Origin of the sequence: Nocardia sp. NPDC052112, from assembly GCF_040680135.1 — a bacterium.
Classification (GTDB): Bacteria; Actinomycetota; Actinomycetes; order Mycobacteriales; family Mycobacteriaceae; genus Nocardia.
In genome coordinates, this window is record NZ_JBFAWD010000075.1 from 1 (window position 1) to 2230 (window position 2230).

Sequence of the window (2230 nt, forward strand, 5' to 3'; positions counted from 1 at the left end):
TTGTCAACAGCACGCCAATCCGGACCATCTGACGGCAGGTCAATTTGGACCATTTGGTCGGTTGTGTTGGTGGTTTCAGTCTTCAGTTGTGCTGGCGGTGGGGACGCGGCCGAGGTTGCGGTCCTTGAGTCGGTAGCTGTCGCCTTTGAGGGCGATGACCTCGGCGTGGTGGACGAGGCGGTCGATCATCGCCGCGGCGACGACGTCGTCGCCGAAGACCTCTCCCCAGCGGCCGAAGACTTTGTTGCTGGTCACGATCAGTGACGCGCGTTCGTAGCGGGAGGAGACGAGTTGGAAGAACAGGTTCGCGGCCTCGTTCTCGAACGGGATGTAGCCGACCTCGTCGACCACCAAAAGCGGGTAGCGGCCGAGCTTGATCAGCTCGGCCTGCAACCGGCCGCCGTGGTGGGCCTCTGCCAGGCGGGAGACCCATTCGGCGGCGGTGGCGAACGCGACCCGATGCCCGGCCTGACACGCCCGCATCGCCAACCCGATCGCCAGGTGAGTCTTGCCCGTTCCGGGCGGACCCAGAAACACCACGTTCTCCTTCGCGGTGACGAAGTCGAGGGTGCCCAGGTGGGCGATCACGTCTCGTTTGAGGCCGCGGGAGTGACCGAAGTCGAACTCTTCTAGGGATTTTCGGTAGGGGAAGCGGGCCGAGCGGATGCGGCTTTCGCCGCCGTGTGACTCGCGGGCGGAGACCTCTCGTTGCAGGCAGGCGATGAGGAACTCTTCGTGGGTCCAGTTCTCGGCGCGGGCGCGTTCGGGTAGCCGTTCGGCGGCTTCCCGCAGAGACGGAGCCTTCAACGCCCGGGTCAGGAAGCTCAGCTCGGCAGTGAAATCCCTTGTGGCGGTGGATGTTTTCGCGGTGGTTCTGGTCCGGCCGGGCATCAGGCCACCCCGCCTTCGAGGTCGATGCCGAGGGCGGTGTCGTAGTCGGTCAGGCGACGCTGCTCGACCTCGGGTTCGGGTGCCGGGCGCAGGACACCGATGCGGCCGCGCCGCAACCCCTTCGCCGCCTCGACATGTTCTGGGTCGGACAGGGTTTGATGCCAAGCCCAGATCCGCTCGTGATCGGCCACGATCCGGCCACCGGAGAACACCCGGACCCGGTCCAGGTCGGCGAGGATCTCGATCCGGCGCCCGATCACCGACGGATGCACCGAATAGTCATTGGAATCCAACCGAATGTAGTGATCACGAGGCAGCCGAGCCGAGCGCCGCCACCCTGTCTGCGGCGCCACCGGCGGCAACGCCAGCATCGCTTGGCGGTCCGCGGTGATCCGATCGGTCGGCGCGCAACCCAACACCCGCCGCGGACGGGCGTTCACCAACTCCAGCCAATCATCGAGTTGAGTATTGAAATCGCTTGGGCCGGTGAAGGTTCGCCCCGGCAGGAACGACCGCTCCAGATAATCATGGGCCCGCTCGATCATGCCCTTCGCTTCCGGATCAGCGGGCTTGCAAACAAGCACCTTCGTGCCCAATGTCCCCCGGAACGCTTGGCATTCGGTGGTCAACTCGCTGCGGCCACCACGCCAGCGGCCGATCGCACCTTCACCGTCCCAAACCAAAACCCTTGGCACCGAACCCAATCGATGAATATGAGCCCACCAGCCCGCGAACAGATCCTCCGCATGCCGCGACGGGATCAACATCGCCATCAGCCACCGCGAATACCCCAGCACCATCGTCAGCACCGGCAGCTGTTTCGGGCCGCGGACCTGCCCGAACCCAACCGGCAACTCGATCGGCGGAAACCAGAAATCACACTGCGCGATCTCCCCGGCCACATACGTCGTCCGAGACGCAGGATCCGGCGGCAGATACGCCGGCCGCAACTCGGCGACCCGGCCCGAAAGCACCCGCACCGAACGGGTCCAGCCGATCCGCTCAGCGATCACCGTCGACGGCATCCTCGGATACACCCTCAGCAACTCCCGGATCTGCGGCTCGACCGCATCCACGACCGACCCCTTGAACGGGCGCTGATACTTCGGCGGCCCCTCCGAGGCCAGGGCCCGCTTCACGGTGTTGCGGGACACGCCCATCACCCGGGCGATCACCTGGATCGGCATGCCCTCTGACCGGTGCAAACGACGAATCTCAGCCCAATCCTCCACAGCAAGCATCCCTTCGGTCCTCCCTGGCTCGGATAGAGCCAGAGTCACCGACCAGATGGTCCGTTTTGAGTTGCCGCGCGGTGGTCATTTTTCACGTGCCGCCGACA

The 2230-nt window shown here is 65.1% G+C and carries 2 protein-coding genes; both read right to left on the bottom strand.

The window, feature by feature from the left end; genetic code table 11:
• Positions 1 to 75 precede the first annotated feature (75 nt).
• Positions 76 to 891: an IS21-like element helper ATPase IstB gene (gene istB, locus AB0L58_RS42960; RefSeq protein ID WP_364397508.1), complete on the bottom strand. Its 816-nt coding sequence runs from the start codon at positions 889 to 891 to the stop codon at positions 76 to 78.
• A complete protein-coding gene (gene istA, locus AB0L58_RS42965) occupies positions 891 to 2132 on the bottom strand; it encodes an IS21 family transposase (RefSeq protein ID WP_364397511.1) in 1242 nt (413 codons plus the stop codon). Before istA ends, istB begins: the two co-directional genes overlap by 1 nt.
• Positions 2133 to 2230 lie beyond the last annotated feature (98 nt).

Bases quoted from the DNA above. Each gene is read 5' to 3' on its own strand.
- istB (WP_364397508.1), bottom strand. From the start codon at position 891: ATGCCCGGCCGGACCAGAACCACCGCGAAAACATCCACCGCCACAAGG.
- istA (WP_364397511.1), bottom strand. From the start codon at position 2,132: ATGCTTGCTGTGGAGGATTGGGCTGAGATTCGTCGTTTGCACCGGTCA.